The organism is Kitasatospora sp. NPDC059088 (assembly GCF_042738155.1).
Classification (GTDB): domain Bacteria; phylum Actinomycetota; class Actinomycetes; order Streptomycetales; family Streptomycetaceae; genus Kitasatospora.
On the sequence record NZ_JBHYGR010000053.1, the window covers coordinates 38,911 to 58,383 of the forward strand.

General features: G+C 72.9%; 15 protein-coding genes. 10 read left to right on the plus strand and 5 right to left on the minus strand.

Going from position 1 to position 19,473, the window contains the following annotated elements:
- Positions 1-99: 99 nt before the first annotated feature.
- Positions 100-2,556 carry a ricin-type beta-trefoil lectin domain protein gene (locus tag ACFWXO_RS23675; RefSeq protein ID WP_380525687.1) on the minus strand — a complete coding sequence of 819 codons (2,457 nt, stop codon included), beginning with the start codon at positions 2,554-2,556 and terminating at the stop codon, positions 100-102.
- Between the two features lie 606 nt (positions 2,557-3,162).
- Here ACFWXO_RS23675 and ACFWXO_RS23680 point away from each other — a divergent pair.
- The 4 genes from ACFWXO_RS23680 to ACFWXO_RS23695 all read left to right on the plus strand — a co-directional run bounded on the left by ACFWXO_RS23680 (position 3,163) and on the right by ACFWXO_RS23695 (position 8,204).
- Positions 3,163-4,212 carry a substrate-binding domain-containing protein gene (locus tag ACFWXO_RS23680; RefSeq protein WP_380525689.1) on the plus strand — a complete coding sequence of 350 codons (1,050 nt, stop codon included), beginning with the start codon at positions 3,163-3,165 and terminating at the stop codon, positions 4,210-4,212.
- Between the two features lie 206 nt (positions 4,213-4,418).
- On the plus strand, positions 4,419-6,077 hold the full coding sequence (locus tag ACFWXO_RS23685) for a sugar ABC transporter ATP-binding protein (protein ID WP_380525691.1): 1,659 nt from the start codon (positions 4,419-4,421) through the stop codon (positions 6,075-6,077).
- The gene (locus tag ACFWXO_RS23690) at positions 6,074-7,114 is read left to right on the plus strand and encodes an ABC transporter permease (protein WP_380525693.1); all 1,041 of its coding nucleotides are present in this window, start codon (positions 6,074-6,076) and stop codon (positions 7,112-7,114) included. The genes ACFWXO_RS23685 and ACFWXO_RS23690 overlap by 4 nt, the downstream gene beginning before the upstream one ends.
- Before the next feature lie 283 nt (positions 7,115-7,397).
- On the plus strand, positions 7,398-8,204 hold the full coding sequence (locus tag ACFWXO_RS23695) for a DeoR/GlpR family DNA-binding transcription regulator (protein ID WP_380407961.1): 807 nt from the start codon (positions 7,398-7,400) through the stop codon (positions 8,202-8,204).
- 67 nt (positions 8,205-8,271) lie between these two features.
- Here the strand turns inward: ACFWXO_RS23695 and galK are convergent, their stop codons facing one another.
- A complete protein-coding gene (gene galK / locus ACFWXO_RS23700; RefSeq protein WP_380525696.1) occupies positions 8,272-9,414 on the minus strand; it encodes a galactokinase in 1,143 nt (380 codons plus the stop codon).
- 257 nt (positions 9,415-9,671) lie between these two features.
- Between galK and galT the strand changes: the two genes are divergently transcribed.
- Entirely contained in the window at positions 9,672-10,775 is a 1,104-nt protein-coding gene (gene galT / locus ACFWXO_RS23705; protein ID WP_380525698.1) for a galactose-1-phosphate uridylyltransferase, read from the plus strand.
- A 147-nt stretch (positions 10,776-10,922) separates the two neighbouring features.
- Here the strand turns inward: galT and ACFWXO_RS23710 are convergent, their stop codons facing one another.
- Positions 10,923-12,449 (minus strand): FMN-binding glutamate synthase family protein, encoded by a 1,527-nt coding sequence (locus ACFWXO_RS23710; RefSeq protein ID WP_380525700.1) that lies wholly within the window; start codon positions 12,447-12,449, stop codon positions 10,923-10,925.
- A gap of 226 nt (positions 12,450-12,675) precedes the next feature.
- Positions 12,676-13,161 (minus strand): FBP domain-containing protein, encoded by a 486-nt coding sequence (locus ACFWXO_RS23715; RefSeq protein WP_380525702.1) that lies wholly within the window; start codon positions 13,159-13,161, stop codon positions 12,676-12,678.
- 80 nt (positions 13,162-13,241) lie between these two features.
- Between ACFWXO_RS23715 and ACFWXO_RS23720 the strand changes: the two genes are divergently transcribed.
- A complete protein-coding gene (locus ACFWXO_RS23720) occupies positions 13,242-13,811 on the plus strand; it encodes a TetR/AcrR family transcriptional regulator (RefSeq protein WP_380525704.1) in 570 nt (189 codons plus the stop codon).
- 82 nt (positions 13,812-13,893) lie between these two features.
- On the opposite strand, the gene ACFWXO_RS23725 is transcribed toward ACFWXO_RS23720, so the two are convergent.
- Positions 13,894-15,123 (minus strand): hypothetical protein, encoded by a 1,230-nt coding sequence (locus ACFWXO_RS23725; RefSeq protein WP_380525706.1) that lies wholly within the window; start codon positions 15,121-15,123, stop codon positions 13,894-13,896.
- A 208-nt stretch (positions 15,124-15,331) separates the two neighbouring features.
- Here ACFWXO_RS23725 and ACFWXO_RS23730 point away from each other — a divergent pair, with 208 nt between their 5' ends.
- From ACFWXO_RS23730 to ACFWXO_RS23745, 4 genes are all read left to right on the plus strand, one after another.
- On the plus strand, positions 15,332-16,807 hold the full coding sequence (locus ACFWXO_RS23730; RefSeq protein WP_380525707.1) for an MFS transporter: 1,476 nt from the start codon (positions 15,332-15,334) through the stop codon (positions 16,805-16,807).
- Positions 16,807-17,307 (plus strand): MarR family winged helix-turn-helix transcriptional regulator, encoded by a 501-nt coding sequence (locus tag ACFWXO_RS23735; RefSeq protein WP_380525709.1) that lies wholly within the window; start codon positions 16,807-16,809, stop codon positions 17,305-17,307. The genes ACFWXO_RS23730 and ACFWXO_RS23735 overlap by 1 nt, the downstream gene beginning before the upstream one ends.
- An 87-nt stretch (positions 17,308-17,394) precedes the next feature.
- Positions 17,395-18,567, plus strand: coding sequence for a CopD family protein (locus ACFWXO_RS23740; protein ID WP_380525711.1), 1,173 nt, complete (start codon positions 17,395-17,397; stop codon positions 18,565-18,567).
- 59 nt (positions 18,568-18,626) lie between these two features.
- The gene (locus ACFWXO_RS23745) at positions 18,627-19,352 is read left to right on the plus strand and encodes a siderophore-interacting protein (RefSeq protein ID WP_380525713.1); all 726 of its coding nucleotides are present in this window, start codon (positions 18,627-18,629) and stop codon (positions 19,350-19,352) included.
- The last annotated feature ends 121 nt before the right edge of the window (positions 19,353-19,473 follow it).

A 19,473-nucleotide genomic window follows, 5' to 3' on the forward strand; every position in this document is an offset into this window, starting at 1 on the left:
TTTTTTTTAATGATACGGCGACAACCGAGATATACACTTGCATTGTCGTCGGAAGCGTCAGATGTGTATCAGCGACAGGTGGGGGTTCGAGGCAAGCCGCTAGGGGAGGGTCCAGCGCTGGTTGGCGCCGGCGTTGCAGTCCCAGATCTCCAGGCGGGTGCCGTTGGTGGTGGCGAGGGCCGGGTCGTCGAGGCAGCGGCCGGACTGGGTGCTCCGCAGGGTGCCGTCCGGCTGGGGCGTCCACTGCTGGTTGGGGCCGGCGTTGCAGTCCCAGAGTTCGACCGGGGTGCCGTTGACGGTGGCGGCGCCCGTCACGTCGAGGCACTTGCCGTTGTGGGTGAGGCTGCCGTTGGACCAGGTCCACACCTGGGAGGGGCCGGCGTTGCAGTCCCAGAGCTGGACGGCGGTGCCGTTGGCGCCGGAGTCGCCGTCGGCGTCGACGCACTTGCCGGCCAGGGCGGAGGTGATCGGGCCGGTGTGGGTGGTCGGGGTGCCGGGGGTGAGGGCGAAGCGGTCGAACTGCTCGGTCCGGTAGTCGGTCACGCCCAGGCCGGCCTGTCCGTTGGTGAAGCTCGCGTCGGTCGCGCTGCCCACCGTGGTGCCGTCGATGCCGGCGGTGAGTGTGCTGCCCTCCATCGAGAGCGAGACGGTGTGCCAACTGCCGGTGCCCGGTGCGGTGGTGGTGCCGTGGGCGAGGGTGGTGAAGTTCCAGCTGGTGTCACTCTTGTCGATGGACCAGGCGCCGGTGTCGCTGAACCGCAGGTGGTAGGCGTTGAGGCCGTTGTTGTTGCGGCCCTGCTGGTTGACCCGGCCGAGGAGTTCGACGCTGCCCGACTGCTCGAACAGGGTGTCGGCGGTGACGGTGTAGTTGGACCAGCTGCCGTCGCCCATGATCGTGTACGGCGCGTTGTACGACTCGTCGGTCCAGCGGATCGGCGAGGTCGGGGCCATCTGGCGCAGGCAGGTCCCGGCGCGGCCGCCGCCGCAGGGGACGGTCTGGAAGGCGCCGTTCATGTCGGTGAAGTACTTCGGCGAGGTGGTGGTGGCCGCCTTCTCGAAGTCGTCCGCGTAGGGCAGGCCCAGCGGGGCGGCGGCCGGCGCGGCGGCGGTGCCCCGGCCCTGGCCGGTGGTGGTGGTCACGGTGTAGACGCGGCCGGGCTGGAGGGTGAGGGTGTAGGAGCCGCCCTGCGGGGTGACGTCCTGGGCGTGGACGAACCAGTCCGCGGGCTTGTCGGAGCCCAGGTCGGTGGACCAGACGTGGACGGTGCCGGTGGACAGGCCGCCGGCGACGGTGAAGCTCGCGGTCTGGGCCGCGGCGGCGTCCATGGTCTCGATGACGGTGCTGTAGTCGCGGTTGTTCGTGGACTTGAGCGTGACGTAGCTGCCGTTGGTGCGCGCGCCGCCGAGGTAGCCGCTGGCGGAGTCGATGTAGTGCCAGCCGGGGCGGGCGAACTGGGTGGTGTGCGCCGTCACCCAGGTGGTCCTGCCGATCGTGTAGTGGCCGGACCACGGCTGGTTCGCGATCGACATGCCGTCGCTGGAGAAGTACAGGTTGGGGTAGAGCGCGGCGATGACCGGCCAGTTGACGAAGGAGGTCATCCTGCCGTCGAGGTAGTCGCGGTTGATCCCGCGCGCGACCGCGGCGGCGCCGCCGTCGGCGTCCTCGGAGCCGTTCTCGCTGGCCCACAGCGGCTTGCCGAGCCCCTGTGCGGTGGGGGTGCTCGGGCAGCTGGTGAAGTCGCCCAGGTAGCCGCACGGGTAGTGCACGCCCACGACGTCGACGGCGTCGCGGAACGCCGGGTCGGTGGCCATGGCGTCCGCGACCGCCCAGGTGTCGTCGGCGGCGACCACCTTGGTCGAGCCGTAACCGTGGGAGACCAGGGCGGACTTGAGCTTCTCGTACCAGGCGGCGTCGAAGCTCCGCTCGTTCCAGCCGCCGAGGTAGGAGACGTTCAGGTGGTGCTGTGCGGCGCAGCCCATCCAGGACATCAGGTAGTCGACGGTGTCCTGGGACCAGAAGGTGCCGCCGCTGCCGGTGTTCCCGATCCAGCCGGGGGCGCCCCAGGACAGGCCGTAGAAGGTGATGTTCGGGTTGCGGGCCTTCGCCTGTTCGGCGAGCCACCACTCGTAGCCCTGGTGGCAGTCGACGGCGCCCTTGGTGTGTTCGATGCTGGGCTCGGCGCCGTCGGTGGAGTTGGTGTCGCCGCCGATCTCCAGTTTCAGCACCTGGAGCGAGGCGCCGTAGCCGGGCTTGAACAGGTAGTCCAGCAGTTGGCTGCGCTGTGGCTCCGGATAGTCCACCAGGAGGCGGGAGTTGCCGCCGCCGCCGGAGATCGCGCCGACCCCGTCGAAGGCGAGGCCGGGCTGGGTCCCGTCGACGGTGACGGCGGTGCGGACGGCGGTGCCGGGCGTGGCGGCGGCTGCGGCGGGTGCGGGTGCGGCCACGGGCGCTGCCTCGGCGGCGGGCGGTGTGGCGAGGCTGCCGAGGGAGGCCAGCAGCAGGGCTGCGGCGCCGAGGGCGGTGCGCAGTTTCGGGGGCAGGTGTCCACGGGCCATGGGCGTCTCCGGTGGCGGGAGGGTGCAGGGGAGCGCCGGCGTCGGCGGGAGCATGCAGGAACGCCGGGCAGGTGCGGAGCGTAGACCCGAGTTCCAACACTAATCAACAAGAAGGCCGCAGATTCAACGGCGTTGACCACCTGTCACGACAACGCCGCACACGATCGACCGCAGGTGCGGCGGCCCGGGGTGGGGCCGCACTGCCGGCGGGCGGCGAGGCCGCCCTCTTGACGTGAACCCGCCTTTGGCGGAAGCTGTTCCGAGCACCTACCTACCGGCTAGTAGGTGGTCTCGCACACCCATCCGAGCGCCTCTGACCAGTGTGATCAGCGGGCTTCGACCGAGCATGTGCACCTTCCCGCGCGGCCCCGGCCGCCGCGCGGGCACTTTCGCGCGCGCGGAACCGCCCGTCGGACCGGCCTGGTCGCGCCGGGTGGAGCGGGTGGCATAACGAGACGGTGTCGATCGTGCCCCGGAGGTAAACCCACGCTTGACTCCAGTGTGAACTGGGCGTTTCCTGTTGCCTCATCGCGTTTGATTGCGATGTTTTCTGATCGACTCTGTTGCTTATGGTCGATCGGTCCCACATCCTCAGGAGCCCTCACCATGCACCTCACCCTCCGTGGCCGCCTGGCCTCGCTCGCCGCGCTGAGCCTGGTCACCTCGTTCGGACTGACGGCCTGTTCCACCGGACAGACCTCGTCCTCCGGGGCCGACGCGCCGGTGGCCCCGGTGTCCGGCAAGGTCTCGATCACCTACCTGCAGAAGCAGGGTGACCAGCAGTACTTCGTGGACGAGGCGGCCGGGGCGAAGGCCAAGGCCGCCGAACTGGGTGCCGACCTGAAGGTGGTGAACCTCGGCAGCGACGCCAACAAGACGGTCGGCGAGGTGCAGGCCGCGATCGCCCAGAAGAGCAACGGCCTGATCATCGTGGTGCCGGACCCGGCGGTCGGCCCGCAGGTCGTCCAGACGGCCCGGGACGCCAAGGCCGCGCTGCTCACCTCCGACGACCAGGTCTGTGCGAGCGGCCCCTCCCCGGCCCAGTGCGCCGCCGGCGACCTGGTGCCCCGGATCGGCTTCTCCGGCCAGCAGATGGGTCAGCAGGTCGGCCAGCGCGCGGCCGAGGAGTTCAAGAAGGCCGGCTGGAACGCCGCCGACACCCGGATCATCTCCGCCTGGAAGCAGGACGTCACCGTCTGCGGCGACCGGGTCAAGGCCGCGAAGGACGCCTTCGACCAGGCCGTGCCGGGCGTGCAGGCCATCGACGTCGCCACCGACAACACCCCGACCGGCGCCCAGGACAAGGTGGCCGCCACCATCACCGCCAACCCGGGCGTCAAGCACTGGGTGACCTGGGGCTGCAACGACGAGAACGTCCAGGGTGCCGTCACCGCCCTGCAGAACGCCGGGATCAGCCCGGACGACATCGACGGCGTCGGCCTGGGCGCCTACCTGGCCTGCAAGGACTGGGCCGCCGGCAAGCCCTCCGGCATGAAGGCCGCCCTGTTCATCAACGGCAAGGACGTCGGTGCCCTGTCGGTGCAGACCATGTTCGACAAGCTCAAGAACGGCAAGGACTTCCCCAAGGAGGCCTTCGCCCCGACCAAGATGGTCGACGCCGCCACCTGGCAGTCCGCGGGCGTGTCCTGCAGCTGACGCCGCGCCCGGCGCCACCTCGGCCCGACGCCACCTCGGCCCGACGCCACCTCGGGCCGACGCCACCTCGGGCCGGCCGTGGGGGGGGGGCGCGCGGGGCCCCCCCCCCCCCCCCCCCGCCGCCGCACCGTCACTGCCGCAGCGTCGCCGCCGCTTCCGCGGCCCGTCCGCACCCCCGCCCGTACCGCACTGCCAACGAGGCCCCGATGACCCCACCCGAACCCTCGCCCCTCCCACCGCCGGACGGCTCCGCCGGCCTGAGCGCCGAAGGGGTGTCCAAGCGCTTCGGCGCCGTCCAGGCGCTGACGGACGTCACGCTCTCCTTCCCGCCCGGCCAGGTCACCGCGCTGATGGGCGAGAACGGTGCCGGAAAGTCCACCCTGCTGCGCATCCTCACCGGCGACCACCGCCCCACCGAGGGCCGCGTCCTGCTGGACGGCGAGCCCCTGGACCTGCACTCCCCGCAGGACGCCCGTCGGGCCGGGATCCGGATCATCCCGCAGGAACCCGAGATCATCCCGCACGTCCCGGTCGCCGAGAACGTCTACGCCGGCTCGCTGCCGCGCACCGCCCTGCGCCGGCTGGACCGCGCCGAGCTGCGCCGCCGGATCACCGCCGACCTGGCCCGCCTGGGCTTCGACAAGGTCCTCGACCCGGACCTGCTCGGCTCTGAACTCACCGCTGCACAGCGCCAGTTGGTCGAGATCATGCGGGCCCTGACCGGTGCGGTCGCACCGCGCGCGATCGCCTTCGACGAGCCCACCTCCTCGCTCTCCGAGCACGAGGTCGAGGCGCTGTTCGCGCTGATCGGACGGCTGCGCGACCAGGGCATCGCGGTCGTCTACGTCTCCCACCGGATGAAGGAGATCTTCCGGCTCGCCGACCGGATCGCCGTGCTGCGCGACGGCCGGGTCGCCGGGGTGGTCCAGGCCGCCGCCACCGACGAGGGCGAACTCGTCCGGCTGATGGTCGGCCGCGACCTGTCCTCGCTGTTCGTCCGCCAGCAGGTCGCCACCGAGCGCGTCGTGCTGGACGTCGACGGGGTCACCACCGACGACGTCCGCGACGTCAGCCTCCGCGTCCGGGCCGGCGAGGTGGTCGCCCTGGCCGGGCTGATCGGTGCCGGACGCTCCGAACTCGCCCTCGCGCTGGCCGGGGACGCCCCGATCCGCTCCGGCACGGTGACCCTCAACGGCGAGGTGCTGCGGCTGCGCAGCCCGCGCGACGCCATCGCCGCCGGGATCGGACTGGCGCCCGAGGAGCGCAAGGCCCAGGCCCTGTTCCTGCAGCGCACGATCCGCGACAACACCTCGCTGGTCAGCCTGCGCCGGCTCAGCCGGTGGCGGTTCGTCAAGCACCGCCAGGAGAAGGCCCTCGCCCAGGAGTACGCCGACCTGCTGCGGGTCCGCGCCCCCTCCGTCGAGGCGGAGGTGCGCACCCTGTCCGGCGGCAACCAGCAGAAGGTCGTGCTGGCCCGCTGGCTCGCCCGCCGGCCCGAGCTGCTGATCCTGGACGAGCCCACCCGCGGCGTCGACATCGGGGCCAAGGCGGAGATCTACCAGATCATCGCCGACCTGGCCCGCGAGGGCACCGCCGTGCTGGTCATCTCCTCCGAACTGCCCGAAGTGCTCGGCCTCGCCGACCGGATCGTGGTGATGCAGAACGGCCGCACCACCGGCGAGCTCAGCCGCGAGGAGGCGACCGAGGAGGCCGTCCTCGCCCTCGCCATGGCCGACGACCTCGGTGCCGATGACTTCGGTGCCGATGACTTCGGTGCCGCCGACGACCGTGCCGCCGCCGACCACCGTGCCGCGGCCGACGACCGCGCCGCCACCACCCCCGCCCAGACCGGAGAGACCCGATGACCACCGCCACGCCCCCGACCGCCCCGGTGCCGGACACCGGAGCCCTGCCCGTGCGGTCCGGCGGCCCGCGCGCCCTGCTCGCCGCGATCGGCGGGCAGAACCTCAGCCTGATCGGCGCCCTGGTCGCCGTCGTCGCCCTGTTCGGCGGGCTCAACCCCAACTTCGTCGGCTGGGACAACATCCAGGTCATCGCCGAGGCCGCCACCATCTCCGGACTGCTGGCCGTCGTCCAGACCGTCGTGATCATCTGCGGCGGCCTCGACATCTCGGTCGGCTCCCAGGCCGGTCTGGCCTCCGTCACCAGCGCCATGGTGTTCACCTCCACCGGCGCCAACCCCTTCCTCGGCATCAGCGCCTCGCTGGCCATCGGCGCGGGCATCGGCCTGTTCAACGGCGTCGTCATCGTCTACGGCCGGGTCAACCCGACGATCGCCACCCTCGCCGGGCTGGCCGCCTACAAGGGCGTCGCCCAGCTCGTCTCGGACGGCCGCGCCCAGGGCTACGTGCTCAACGACCCGGTCTTCGTCTTCCTCAGCCGGGGCCGGATCGCCGGACTGCCCACCATGGTCTGGCTGCTGATCCTCACCGCCGTCGCCGTGCACGCCCTGCTGACGTACACCGACATCGGCCGCAACATCTACGCGATCGGCGGCAACGACACCGCCGCCCGGCTGGCCGGCATCAACCTCAACAAGTACCTGATCGCCGCCTACGCCCTCTCCGGTACGGTCGCCGCCCTGGCCGGCGTGCTGCTCACCGCCCGCACCGGCAGCGGCCAGCCCGTCTCCGGCAGTGAGGGGCTGGAACTCCAGTCGATCACCGCGGCCGCGCTCGGCGGCTGCGCCCTCAAGGGCGGCAAGGGCAGCATCGGCGGCACCCTGCTGGCGGTGGCGCTGCTCGGCGCGCTGCAGAACGGGCTCACCGTCCAGGGCATCAACGCCTTCTGGCAGAACGTCGCCCAGGGGGCGCTGCTGGTGGCCGCGGTGGTGATCCAGCAGCGTCGCAACCGGGAGCGTGCGGTCGGGCTGCCGGCCTGACGTACGTCCCACGCCCCTCCCCCTCGTACTCCCGTGGGACGGACGGGACGGACCGGACGGATCGTCCCTCCGGTCCGTCCCACGGGACGGGGGCGGGAGCGCACCCGGCCCCCACCCGGGTGCGCTCCCGCGCCGCCGCCTCGCCGCCGCCCCCGCGCTGCCCGCTGCCGGGCCCGGGGGCCGTCGGGGCCGGGGATAATGGATCACGCAGGCTCCGGCCGCGTCGCCGGTCGCCGACGGGGACGCCCCGGCCGTACGCGCTCGTTCGATCGAAAGGTCCTCCGTGGCTGACCAGACGTTGCTCGCCGCCCAGCGCCAGGCCCTGATCCTGGAGGCGATCCGCCGGACCGGCGCGATCCGGGTCGCCGAGCTGGTCGAGCAGTTCGGCGTGTCCGACATGACCATCCGCCGGGACCTCGACGCGCTGGTGCGCCAGGGCACCGTGGAGAAGGTCCACGGCGGCGCGGTGGCGACCGGGACGGCCAGCGCCTTCGAGCCCGGCTTCGACGCCAAGTCCGGTCTGGAGGAGGGCACCAAGGCCGCGCTGGCGGACGCCGCGGTGCGGTTGGTGGAGCCGGGCAGCGTGGTGGCCCTGTCGGCCGGCACCACGACCTACGCGGTCGCCTCCCGGCTGCTGGACGTGCCGGACCTGACGGTGGTGACCAACTCGCTGCGGATCGCCGACCTGCTGTGGGCGGCGGGGAGCGAGGGCCGGGAGAACGTCCCGACCCTGCTGCTGACCGGCGGGTCGCCGACCCGGTCGGCCGCCCTGGTGGGGGCGCTGGCCGACCAGACCGTCCGGTCGCTGCACGTGGACCTGCTGATCCTGGGCGTGCACGGGGCGAGCGAGCAGGCCGGCCTCACCACGCCCAACCTGGCCGAGGCGCAGACCAACCGGGCCCTGATCGCCTCCGCCCGGCGCACCGTCGTGGTGGCCGACCACACCAAGTGGGGCGTCGTCGGTCTGAGCAGCTTCGCGACCCTGGCGGAGGTCGACTGCTTCATCACCGACGACGCCCTGCCCGCGGCGGCCCGCGGGGTGCTCGCCGAGGCGGTCGGCGAGCTCCTCGTCGTCCCGACCACGGGCTGAGCCCGGCTGATCCCGGGTCCTTCCGGCCCACCCGGGCCCTTCTGGCGGCCCCGGGTGGGCCGGGTGCTCAGCCCACCTTGCGGGCGCCCGCCGAGGGAACGGCGGTGAAGGCGACCGGGGCGGCGAAGCCCGCGGCGTGGAAGGCCGCCGTCACGGCGGTCGAGACCTCGGCCACCTGCTCGGCGCCGACCAGGGCGATGACGGACCCGCCGAAGCCGCCACCGGTCATCCGGGTGCCCAGCGCCCCGGCGGCGACGGCGGCCTCGACCGCGAGGTCCGTCTCGGCGCAGGAGACCCGGAAGTCGTCGCGCAGCGAGGCGTGCCCGGCCGTCAGGACCGGCCCGAGCGCCGCGAGGTCGCCGCGGACCAGGTGGTCGACGGCCTCCAGCACGCGCCCGTTCTCCGTCACCACGTGCCGTACCAGCGGCCGGAGTTCACCGGGCAGCCGGTCCAGGGCCGGGCCGAGGTCGGCGGCTTCGAGGTCGCGAAGCGCGGGCAAGCCGAGCAGCTCGGCGGCGCGCTCGCAGCCGGCCCGCAGGGCCGCGTAGGCGCCGTCGCCGAGGTCGTGCTTGACCCGGGTGTCGATCACCAGCAGCCGCAGGCCGGCCGCCGCGAGGTCGAACGGGACGTGCCGCTGCTCCAGCGTCCGGGCGTCCAGGAACAGCGCGGTGCCGTCCGTGCAGCAGGAGGAGGCCATCTGGTCCATCACACCGCAGGGCACGCCGACGAAGGCGTTCTCGGCCCGCTGGGCGAGGACCGCGAGCTCCGGGGCGCTCAGGCCGAGGCCGTACAGGTCGTTCAGGGCGGCGGCGGTCGCGCACTCCAGGGCGGCGGAGGAGGAGAGGCCGGCGCCGCTCGGCACGTCGCTGTCGACGTACAGGTCGGCCCCGCCGACGGCGTGCCCGGCCTCGGCGAGCGCCCAGAACACGCCGGCCGGGTAGCCGGCCCAGCTGGTGACCACGCCGGGTTCCAGACCGTCCAGGGCGAGTTCGGTGATCGTGCCGCCGCCCTGGGCGCTGAACAGCCGCAGCCGGCCGTCCTCGCGGCGGCGGGCGGTCACCCGGGTGGTGTGGGGGAGGGCGATGGGCAGGACGAAGCCGTGGTTGTAGTCGGTGTGCTCACCGATCAGGTTCACCCGGCCGGGTGCGGCCCAGACGCCGTCCGGGCGGACGCCGTGGACGGCCTCGAACTCGGTGGCCTCGTCGATCATCTGCAGCTCCATGCCTGGCGTGCGCGGTGGGCCCCGCGGTCGGTCTGCACCGGCATGCGGGAGTGAATTCCGACATAATCAAACATGACCGCCCCCACGGTCAATATCTGCGATGTCCGTGTTCATTCGGGTCGGGTCGGCGGCCGGAAGCTGCCGCCACCAGCACCGATGCTTGTTGACAAGCGATCGTCTCTGTTTGAATCTGTTGAAGCTCGAAAGTGCCGGGCCCGACGGCCCCACGCGTAAGGAGTACAGCGGTGCACAGAACCGCCACCAAGCTGGCCGACGGCCGCGAACTGGTCTACTTCGACCAGGGGCCGGGCGCGCTCCGCGAGGTCCCGGACGAGCGGCCGCTCGAACCGGCCGCGAGCCTGTCCGAGACCCGGCTCGACCCGGTGCTCGGCGAGTGGGTGACGGTGGCCGCGCACCGCCAGCAGCGCACCTACCTCCCGCCGGCCGGGGAGTGCCCGCTCTGCCCCTCGCGCGACGGACGGCTCAGCGAGATCCCGGCGCCGGACTACGAGGTCGCGGTGTTCGAGAACCGCTTCCCCTCGCTCGCCACCGGCTCCGCCGACCACGTCGCGGCCCGGGACGAACCCCTGCACACCCTCCGGCCGGGCGTCGGCCGCTGCGAGGTGGTCTGCTTCACCTCCGACCACGACGCCTCCTTCGCCGACCTCGACGAACCCCGGGCCCGCCTCGTCCTGGACGCCTGGACCGACCGGACGGCGGAGCTCTCCGCCCTGTCCGGCGTACGGCAGGTGTACTGCTTCGAGAACCGCGGCGAGGAGATCGGGGTCACCCTCGCCCACCCGCACGGGCAGATCTACGCCTTCCCGTTCGTCCCCTCCCGCACCGCCCGGATGACCGCCCGGGCCGAGGCGCACCGGGCCCGCACCGGCCGCAACCTCTTCGAGGACCTGCTGGCCGTCGAACGCAGCTCCCCCGAGCGGGTGGTGCTCCGGGGCGAGCACTGGACGGCCTTCGTCCCGTTCGCCGCCCGCTGGCCGTACGAGGTCCACCTCTACCCCCACCGCAGGGTCCCCGACCTGACCGCACTGAACGAGGCCGAACGCGCCGAGTTCCCCGGCCTCTACCTCGACCTGCTGCGCCGCTTCGACGCGCTGTTCCCCGCCGGGCCGGGCGGGGCGCGCAACCGCACCCCGTACATCGCGGCCTGGCACCAGGCCCCGGGCGAGGGCGGTGCCGAACTCGCGCTCCACCTGGAGCTGTTCACCGTCCGGCGGGCGCCCGGCAAGCTCAAGTACCTGGCCGGGGTGGAGTCCGGGCTGGACGCCTTCGTCACCGACGTCAGCCCGGAGGGTGCCGCCGAGCGGCTGCGGGCCGCCGCACCCGCCTGATCCGGGCCCCGGACGGTTCCGGGCCTCGGAGGGTTCCGGGCCCCGGGCACGACGGCGGCCTCCCGCCCCTGGTGGGGGTGGGAGGCCGCCGTACGGGTGTCGCAGGTCAGGTCAGGTCAGGGTAGGTCGGGTCGGCGTCGGGGCCGGTCAGCCGGCCGGCTTCGCGGTGACCAGGGCGGTGATCCCCGCGGCCAGCTCGGGGCCGAGCTCGCCCCAGCCGTCCTTGTAGCCGTACACGCCGCCGAGGGTGCGGGCCTCGTAGTCGCCGTTCATGATCTCGATGTCGTTCGCGGTGATGAGGCCCGGGTGGGCGACGCCGACGGCGGAGGAGACCTTGAGCAGTTCCTTGCGCAGGGTGCGCAGGTAGACGGCGGCGCGGGTGGACTTGGAGGCCGGGTCCAGGCCGCGGGCCAGCCAGGGGTTCTGGGTGGCGATGCCGGTGGGGCACTTGTCGGTGTGGCACTTCTGGGCCTGGATGCAGCCGATCGACAGCATGGCCTCGCGGGCCACGTTGATCATGTCGGTGCCGAGGGCGAAGGCCACCGCGGCGTTCTCGGGCAGGCCGAGCTTGCCGGAGCCGATGAAGGTGAGGTCGTCGGTCAGCCCCAGTTCGGCGAAGGTGCCGTAGACCCGGGAGAAGCCCATCCGGAACGGGAGGGAGACGGAGTCGGCGAACATCCGGGGCGCGGCGCCGGTGCCGCCCTCGCCGCCGTCGACGGTCACGAAGTCGACCCCGCGGTCGCCGCGCTCCATCAGCGCGGCGAGCTCCTGCCAGAAGCCCAGGTCGCCGACCGCGCTCTTGATGCCGACCGGCAGGCCGGTCTCGGCGGCGATCAGCTCGACGAAGTCCAGCATCGAGTCGACGTCGCCGAACGCGCTGTGCCGGGACGGCGAGGCGCAGTCCTGGCCGACCGGGATGCCGCGGATCGCGGCGATCTCCGGGGTGACCTTGGCGCCCGGCAGCATGCCGCCCAGCCCGGGCTTGGCGCCCTGGGAGAGCTTGATCTCTATCGCCTTGACCGGGGCGCCGGCGACGACGTCCTTGAGCTTGTCCAGGTTGAAGGTGCCGTCCTCGTTGCGGCAGCCGAAGTAGGCGGTGCCGAGCTGGAGGACGAGGTCGCCGCCCTGGCGGTGGTACGGGGAGAGCCCGCCCTCACCGGTGTTGTGCATGGTGCCGGCCTCCGCCGCGCCCTTGTTGAGGGCGGTGATGGCGGCGCCGGAGAGCGAGCCGAAGCTCATCGCCGAGATGTTCACCACGCTCGCCGGGCGGAAGGCCTTGGCGCGGCCCCGCGGCCCGCCGAGCACCTTGGCCGAGGGCAGCGGGGACTGCGGGTCGTGGAGGTCGGGCAGGGCGCCCGCGAAGGTGCGCTGCTTGACGTAGGCGTGGCCCTGGACGTGCTCGACGTCGACCTCGGTGCCGAAGCCGAAGTAGTTGTTCTGCTCCTTCGCGGAGGCGTAGATCCAGGTGCGCTGGTCGCGGCTGAACGGACGCTCCTCCTCGTTGGAGGTCACGATGTACTGCCGCAGCTCGGGGCCGATCGTCTCCAGCAGGTAGCGGGCGTGCCCGAGCACCGGGAAGTTCCGGAGCAGCGCGTGCTTCTTCTGGATGAGGTCGCGGGCAGCCAGAAGCGCCACCGCTGTCGCGGCGGCCGCGCCGATCTTCCGGGCTTGCATGGACGTTCCTCCTCGGTGCACGACCCCATCGCCGTCGGTGGAGTCGTCCTGTGGTGCAGGGCGTGGGGCGGTGGGCGCGCGGCCGGGAGGGCCGGGCGTCCGCCGGGGGATCCGATGTGATCGTAGGAGGCTTCCCCGGGCGCCCTGCGGGCAGGGGGCGGGTTCGCGGCGGCGCCCGGCCGGGAGCCCGGCCGCGAATCCGCGCGGGGCGGGGCCGAGCCCCCGGTCACGCGGTGACCTTGGCGACGAAGGCGGCCAGGTTGGCCACGGTGCGCCGGATCTTCTCCTCCGTGGTGAGCGACTCGTGGAGCTTGACCCCGACGTCCCGCTTGCCGCGCACGTAGAGCGAGCAGGCGAGGTCGGTGCACATGTACGCGCCGACCGAGTTGCCCTGCTTGCCGGCCTTCCCGGCGAGCGGGGCGACCAGCAGCGAGACGCCGCCGGAGTGGGTGGTGACGCAGAGCGAGCAGATGCTGCGCCGGGCCTGCCAGGAGGCGGCACCGGAGGAGCGCAGCGCGATCGCCACCGTCCGGCCGTCCAGTTCGGCCGCGAGGTAGGCGCGGTCGGGTGCCTGCGGGTCGCGCCAGCCGAGGAAGTCCAGGTCCTCCCAGTCGAGTTCGGACAGGTTGCGGGGTACGTGCAGGCGCTTGGCCTCGCCCTTGCTGCAGTTCAGGAAGGCGGAGCGGATCTGGGGTTCGGTCATCGGCTTCATAGGAGTCAACGTAAATTACCTAGGAGTATTAGGCAAATGTATAATCGGCTCAGGCGATGGAAGGAAATGGAAGGAAGCAGATGGCACGCGTAGGGCTGAACGCGGAACGACTCACCCGGGCGGGAGCGGAACTGGCCGACGAGGTCGGCTTCGACAAGGTCACGGTCTCCGCGCTCGCACGACACTTCGGCGTCAAGGACGCGAGCCTGTACTCGCACGTCAAGAACTCCCAGGACCTCAAGACCAGGATCGCCCTGCTCGCCCTGGAGGAACTCGCCGACCGGGCCGCCGCGGCCCTGGCCGGGCGGGCCGGCAAGGACGCCCTGGCGGCCTTCGCCAACGCCTACCGCGACTACGCCCGGGAGCACCCCGGCCGCTGGGCCGCCGCCCCGCTCGAACTCGACCACGAGACGGCGCTCGGCAGCGCCGCCGTCCGGCACTCCCAGATGACCCGCGCGATCCTGCGCGGCTACGACCTCGCGGAGCCCGACGAGACCGACGCCGTCCGCCTGCTCGGCAGCACCTTCCACGGCTACGTCGCGCTGGAGCGGGCGGGCGGTTTCCAGCACACCCCGCGCACCGCCGAGGACACCTGGGCGCGCATCCTGGACGCCCTCGACGCCCTGCTGCGCAACTGGCCGAAGGCCTGACGGCGGGCGGGGGTGCCGGTGGGCCTCCGGCGGGTCGTCGGCGGGTCCTCGGTGGGGGTGGTGAGGCACGGCGCGGGCGGGGTCAGGCCGTGTAGTGGGCCGTGCGGTAGCCGCCCTCGGCGGTGCGCTCGACGTTCTCGTCCTCCCAGGTGTGGGGGACCTTCAAGCCCCAGCGCTTGCGCAGCACCTTGTGCTCCGCGCGGTTCCTGGTGACGTACCAGGTGCCCATCCGGCACCAGGCGAGCGGTTCGTCGGCCTCGGTGGCCACGGCCCGCACCAGCTGCTGGGCGAACCGGGCCACCGTCGACTCCAGGTACTGGTTCATCCGGTAGGTGGCCTGGTCGCCGTGCTGGAACATGGCGTAGTCGGAGCCGGGTTGGCTGTGCAGCCGGCCGTGCTCCAGGGCCACCGTGCCGTGCCGGGCCACCGGCTCCTGCTGGGTGTTCCTGGCGATCCCCGCGTTGAGCCGGTTCAGCAGCTTGGCCTTCTCCATGGTCGCCTCCGGGATCTGGCCGCCGCCCGTGCCGCCCTGGGCGGAGTACACCTCGTGCAGGTCGTAGTCCCCGGTGTAGAGGTACCGCTTCCAGTTCGGATCGGCCTTGAGGGCCGTCAACGCCGGTCCGCCGCCCGCCTGTTGCATGTCGAGCGGGACGTACGGCTCGCCGTTGGCGCCGGTGTGCACGATCCCGGCGGCGAGCGTCGGGGGCGGGTTGTCGATCCGGACGCCGGCCAGGCCCTGGTCGTTCCAGTGGCCGACGAAGCCGCTCAGGTCGTTGGCGTCCAGCCAGGCCAGGATCGTCGCCGGGTCGCCCGCGACCTGCCCCGGGCCGGTGCCGTACTTCTTGTCGACGGAGGCGGGCTTGATCGACTTCTCCAGGATGGTGTGCGGCTTGGCCTTGGCGCCCTCCGCGATCCGTCGGATCGAGTACTCGCCGGTCTCCCGGATCGCGATGGTGTAGTGGTGCTTCTTGCAGATCGCCGAGATGGCGTCCAGGTGGTCCTGCCACACGATCTTCCGCAGGTCGGCCGACCGCTTGCCGAGGGTGACGGTCTGCCCGTCGAACGAGCCCGCCGCGCACGCGGTTTCGACGTTGTTCTCGTCCAGCATCCGCTGCACCACCGGGCGGTGGCCGCCCGGGACCCGCTGGAGCGCACGGCCCGTCGCCGCGTTGCCGACGGTGCGCTGGAGGTCCACGGCGGCCTGCGGGGACACGGCCCCGGCCCCCGGCCCCACTCGTGCGCCGGCCCGGCGGGCCGGGCTCGGGTCGCGCGGGGCGTGCCCGGCCTTCTCGTGTTGCTTCCTCGCCTGCATGCTGCAACCTCCTCGATCCCCTTCGTCCCCGTTATATCGGGAGTCGGGGCGCAGGAGGAGACCGTATCCCGACTTGCCCGCCCGGGAGTTGGGCTCGGGTGTCGGTCCGGGGTGCCGGTCCAGGGTGTCGCTCCTCGGGGAAGTTGCCTCCGGGTTAGTTGTGTGAGCACAATGATTACACCAACACAATTAACCGGGGAGTGTTCCCATGCCCGACGCCGCCCGTCCGCGGCCCTGGCTCGTGCTGGCCATCTGCTGCATGAGCCTGCTGATGGTCAGCCTCGACGTCACCATCCTGAACGTGGCCCTGCCCGCCGTCCGGAGCGACCTGCACACCTCGGTGTCCGGGCTGCAGTGGACGGTCGACGCCTACACCCTGGTTCTGGCGAGCCTGCTGATGCTCTCCGGATCGACCGCCGACCGGATCGGGCGGCGCCGGGTGTTCCGGATCGGGCTGGTGGTGTTCGGCGCGGCCTCCCTGCTGTGCAGCCTGGCCCCCGGGCTCGGCTGGCTGATCGTGGCGCGCATGCTCCAGGCGGTCGGCGGCTCGATGCTCAACCCCGTCGCCATGTCGATCATCAGCAACACCTTCACCGACTCCCGCCAGCGGGCCCGCGCGATAGGCGTGTGGGGCGGCGTCGTGGGCATCAGCATGGCCGCCGGGCCGATCCTCGGCGGGGCGCTGGTGGAGTCGGCCGGCTGGCGGGCGATCTTCTGGATCAACGTCCCGATCGCCCTCGCCGCCTTCGTCCTGACGGGCCGCTACGTCCCGGAGTCGCGGGCGGCCCGGGACCGCCGGGTGGACCCGGTCGGCCAGACCCTCGTCGTCGTGCTGCTCGCCGGGCTCACGTACGCGATCATCGAGTCGCCGCAGCGCGGCTGGTCCTCGCCCGTGGTGCTCGGCTGCACGGCGGCGGCGCTGGCCGCACTGCTGGGCCTGCTCCGGTACGAGCCCCGGCGCACCGACCCGCTCATCGACCTCCGGTTCTTCCGCTCCGCGCCGTTCGCGGGCGCCACCGTGATCGCGGTCGCCGCCTTCGCCGGTCTCGGCGGCTTCCTGTTCGTCAGCTCCCTCTACCTCCAGGACGTCCGCGGGCTGGAGCCGCTGCACGCCGGGCTGTACATGCTCCCGATGGCCGTCATGGCCCTGGTGACCGGCCCGCTGTCCGGCCGGATGGTGGCCGCACGAGGCCCACGGACGCCGCTGCTGCTGGCGGGGGCGGCCCTGAGTGCGAGCGCCGTGATCCAGGCGGTCAGCTACTCCGAGCACCTGTCGACCGGTCTGCTGGTGCTCGCCTTCCTGTTGTTCGGCATCGGATTCGGCCTGGTCAACGCGCCCATCACCAACACCGCCGTGTCCGGGATGCCCCGCGCCCAGGCCGGGGTGGCGGCGGCCGTCGCCTCCACCAGCCGACAGGTCGGCCAGTCGCTGGGCGTGGCCGTGATCGGCGCCCTGATGGCGGGCGCGGCGCACTCCGACCCCGCGGCCTTCACCGGGACGGCGCGGACGGCGTGGTGGATCATCGCCGGCTGCGGTGCCGTCGTGCTGGTCGCCGGTACGCTCACTTCCGGCCGCTGGGCCCGGGCGACGGCCGAGCGCACGGCGGCGCGGCTCGCCGCCGAGGAGGCCGGCGAGGAGGCCGGCGAGGAGAGCAGGACGGCGAAGGAGAAGGTGGACGCCTGATGGGGCGCAGTGACACCGGCGGACACCCGGAGGCGGACGGGGTCGACCCCGGGACGGCGGGCGGGGTCGATCCCGGGACCGCGGGCCGGGTCGATCCCGGGACCGCGGGCCGGGTCTGGCAGGGGATGAACGCGCTCGTCCTTGAGCGCTACAACCGCCGCAAGGCCGTCGCCGAGGCCCTCGGGATGAGCTTCGGCCGGGTCCGGGCGCTGCGCCGCCTCGCCGGCGGCCCGATCACCCTGCGGGAACTGGCCGAACGGCTGACCGCCGATCCGCCGTACACCACGGTGATCGTCGACGACCTGGTGCGGCGCGGCCTCGCCGAGCGCATCACCAACCCCGCCGACCGGCGCTCCAAGCTGGTCCACCTCACCGAGGAGGGCGAGGCCAAGGCCGCGCTCGCCACCGGCATCCTCACCACCCCGCCGGACGCGCTGCTCGCCCTGCCGCCGGAGGACCTCCGGGCGCTCGACCGGGTGGTGGCGAAGCTCCTGGGCTGAGCGGGGTGGCCGGGTGTGCGGGCGGCTCCCGCGGGTGGTGGGGGACGGTGTGGTGACCGCAGGGTGAAATTAGGTTAGCCTCACCTAATGCACACCGCTTCCCTGGCCGCGACCACGGCCGGATACGCCATGCCCCAGCTCTGGCGGGTCCTCACCAAGGCCGGGTACTTCCTCGGCCTGAGCGGGGCCGTCGGAGCCACCGTCACCTATGCGACCACCGTGCGCCCGGTCCTGCGGGCCCCGGAAACGGGCACCCAGGACGCCGAGGTGCTGCGAAGAAGGGCCGCCGGCTACCTGGCCGGAACCGGCGCCGTCCTGCTGGTCGCGGGCTACTTCCAGCTCGCCGCCAGGGTGGCCCGGGCCGGGAAGGGGATGCCCTTCGGCGACGCGCTCGCCCCGGACCGGATCCTGGACTTCCTGCGGGCGCCCGCGGCCAAGGGCGCCTGGATCGCCCAGGGCACCGTGTACCTGCTGCAGAACGCCGTCCTGGTCGTGGCCGCTGTCACCCTGCTCGCCCTCGCCGTACCGGCGGCCCGCCGCCACGTGGACCGGATCGCCCTCGCCGCGCTGCCCCTCGCCCTCGCCGTCACCCTGGTCGGCGCCGTGCCGACCACCGCTCCCGTCGGCCTGGACGCGTGGCTGAACCTGGTGTTCGACCAGGCCCACATCGTCTCCGGCGTCGTCTGGCTCGGCGGCCTGGCCCTGCTCGTCGCCCTCGCCGGCACCCGCGGGCGCCTCGGCGACGGCGCCGGGCTGCTCTGGGCGGACGTGTGGCGGCGCTTCGGCCTCGTCGCGATGGTCTGCGTCGGCGCGGTCACCGTCTCCGGACTGTGGCTCAGTTGGAAGCACGTCGGCGGCATCTCGCAGCTCTGGACCACCGGCTACGGCGTCGCCCTGCTCGTCAAGGTGCTCCTGGTCGCCGCGCTGGTCGCGGCGGGCGCCTTCAACCAGCTCTGGCTGATGCCCCGGATCGTCCGGGCCCGCGGCGCCGACGACACCGGCCCACTGCTGCACCTGACGCTCCGTCACTTCCCCAAGGTCGTCTGGGGCGAGGTCGCCCTCGGCGTCGCGGTGCTCGCCGTGATGCCGTTCATCTCCGGTTCGGCCCGCACCGAGGCCGGCAGCCCGAAGGCCGTCTCCTCCGGCACCCTCCTCGCCGGCGGCGCCGCGCTCACCCTCGCGTTGGCCGCCTCGCTGTACGCGACGGTGCGGATGTCGGACGCCTTGGCGCGGCGGTCCGCCGTGGCCTCAACTGCCTGATCCGCCGGTCCAGTTCACCGTTTCACCGTTTTCACTGTCTTCGTAGAGTGGGGAGTGCCATGGGGCGGGGTTGGGAGGGCATGGCCCTCAGGATGCTGCGGGGGCGGGACTTCGAGTTCACCGTCACCGGGGCGGAGGACGTCACCGCGCACTGCCGGCGGCTGAACTTCGCCGACGGCGGCATGCTCGGGGCCACCGGCGTGCACCCCACCATGTGGGTGCGGCTCTGGTTCCCGGACGCGGGGCGCCCGCACCAGCGGGCGTACACCCTGGTCGACCCGGACCCCGCCGGGGGCGCCTTCGGGATCGACTTCGCACTCCACGACGGCCCGGCCAGCCGCTGGGCGAGCACGGCGGGCGTCGGCGACACCATCCAGGCCACCGTCCAGGGGTCCGCGTTCGCCGCCCCTGACCCGACGCCCGCCCGGATGTTCCTCGTCGGCGACCGGGCCTCCGCCCCCGCGATCGGATCCCTGCTGCGCGCACTGCCCGAGGTGCCGGCCACCGTCTGGCTGGAGACCCAGCACGGCAGCGACGAGCACCTACCGCTCGCCCGGACCGGCCGCGACCACCACGACCTCCGGTTCGTCCCCCGCGAGAACGCCGGGGCCCGCCTCGCGGCCCAGGTCCGCACCGCCCTGCCCGACCTCCTCGGCGACCCGGCCGAGGCCTACGTGTGGATCGCCTGCGACACCGCCACCACCCGCGACCTGGCCCGCTTCGTCCGCCGCGACCTCGACGTCCCCAAGCCGCGCACCCACGCCCTCGGCTACTGGCGGCCCTGAGAACCCGTGCGGCCCGGCCGGAGGACGGTCCCGGCCGCCCGGCCCCGGGGCGCGGCGCCCGGGGCTGCCGGGGCTTGCGACTTACAGGGTAACCATCGGGTGGCCGGCGGGCGGCTCCCGA

Excerpts from the sequence above, each read along its gene's own strand:
- ACFWXO_RS23675 (WP_380525687.1), bottom strand. The coding sequence starts at position 2,556 with ATGGCCCGTGGACACCTGCCCCCGAAACTGCGCACCGCCCTCGGCGCC.
- ACFWXO_RS23680 (WP_380525689.1), top strand. The coding sequence starts at position 3,163 with ATGCACCTCACCCTCCGTGGCCGCCTGGCCTCGCTCGCCGCGCTGAGC.
- ACFWXO_RS23685 (WP_380525691.1), top strand. The coding sequence starts at position 4,419 with ATGACCCCACCCGAACCCTCGCCCCTCCCACCGCCGGACGGCTCCGCC.
- ACFWXO_RS23690 (WP_380525693.1), top strand. The coding sequence starts at position 6,074 with ATGACCACCGCCACGCCCCCGACCGCCCCGGTGCCGGACACCGGAGCC.
- galK (WP_380525696.1), bottom strand. The coding sequence starts at position 9,414 with ATGATCGACGAGGCCACCGAGTTCGAGGCCGTCCACGGCGTCCGCCCG.
- ACFWXO_RS23710 (WP_380525700.1), bottom strand. The coding sequence starts at position 12,449 with ATGCAAGCCCGGAAGATCGGCGCGGCCGCCGCGACAGCGGTGGCGCTT.
- ACFWXO_RS23715 (WP_380525702.1), bottom strand. The coding sequence starts at position 13,161 with ATGAAGCCGATGACCGAACCCCAGATCCGCTCCGCCTTCCTGAACTGC.
- ACFWXO_RS23720 (WP_380525704.1), top strand. The coding sequence starts at position 13,242 with ATGGCACGCGTAGGGCTGAACGCGGAACGACTCACCCGGGCGGGAGCG.
- ACFWXO_RS23725 (WP_380525706.1), bottom strand. The coding sequence starts at position 15,123 with ATGCAGGCGAGGAAGCAACACGAGAAGGCCGGGCACGCCCCGCGCGAC.
- ACFWXO_RS23730 (WP_380525707.1), top strand. The coding sequence starts at position 15,332 with ATGCCCGACGCCGCCCGTCCGCGGCCCTGGCTCGTGCTGGCCATCTGC.
- ACFWXO_RS23735 (WP_380525709.1), top strand. The coding sequence starts at position 16,807 with ATGGGGCGCAGTGACACCGGCGGACACCCGGAGGCGGACGGGGTCGAC.
- ACFWXO_RS23740 (WP_380525711.1), top strand. The coding sequence starts at position 17,395 with ATGCACACCGCTTCCCTGGCCGCGACCACGGCCGGATACGCCATGCCC.
- ACFWXO_RS23745 (WP_380525713.1), top strand. The coding sequence starts at position 18,627 with ATGGGGCGGGGTTGGGAGGGCATGGCCCTCAGGATGCTGCGGGGGCGG.